At 42.4% G+C, this 919-nt stretch carries 1 pseudogene; it reads left to right on the forward strand.

Annotated elements, in window-relative coordinates:
- Positions 1 to 919 (forward strand): annotated as a pseudogene (locus ACFINC_RS10040) (autotransporter outer membrane beta-barrel domain-containing protein); the annotation flags it as partial.

A 919-nucleotide genomic window follows, 5' to 3' on the forward strand; every position in this document is an offset into this window, starting at 1 on the left:
GATGTTGAGGGAAAAACGATCGTACATGTGCAAAGTGTTTCAGGAAGTCCAGGGGGAGGTACTGGGTTTGAAGGAAGCAACAAGGGGATTTCCATCATTCAGGTGTCTGGAAGAGCAGAAGAGGATTCTTTTAAGTTAGATAGTGATTATATTACGTTGGATGGTTTACCTTATCAGTATAGGCTTCGCGCTTATGGTCCGAGGAGTAATTTAAAGAAGGCAAATCCTTCTCAAAGACTAGTTGAAGGAGGGGGAGAATTTTGGGATTTTCGTCTCGAGAATGGATATATTGATTCTGATAATCCATTTAGTGTCGCTCAGGGGGCTGAGCTTAGAGTGGATTCTTACCGTAAAATTAGCTTAAATCGTGCGCATCGTCCTAGCCAGGAAGGTAAAGCTGATACTACATATAGTGTAACTCAGGGGAGGGAGCTTGTGCCGGCTTCTCGTCCTGAATTGGGTTTATATGGTAAAAATCATTTTAGCCAAGGCGTTAAGGCTGTTGTTCCGCAGGTACCAACTTATCTCCTCTTGCCGAATAGTTTGTTTCATGCTGGTTTGATGGATATCAGCAATCAAAATAAGCAGTTAGAGATACAGCGTGCTCATCCTCGTGAAATGTTGGAAATTCGTGAAAATCCTGCTTCATTTTTGCGTGGTTATGGGGGCAGTTCCCGTTATACTTCAGATTTGTCTGCGCTTGAATATGGTTATGGTGGCGATCTAGGGTATTATGCTCTAGAGGCAGGTGTTTTGCTACAAAAAATTGAAAACGTTGACAGTGCTCTATCCTTTGGGGTTATGGGATCGTACGGAAAGCTTTCTCTGCAACCTTTGAATGTTGAACACAGTCAAAAAAGCACATTTGATAAATGGACTGCTACAGTCTATGGTAGTCTGCAGCATGATACAGGATTTT

Origin of the sequence: Bartonella sp. AP58NXGY (assembly GCF_042195785.1) — a bacterium.
Classification (GTDB): Bacteria; Pseudomonadota; Alphaproteobacteria; order Rhizobiales; family Rhizobiaceae; genus Bartonella.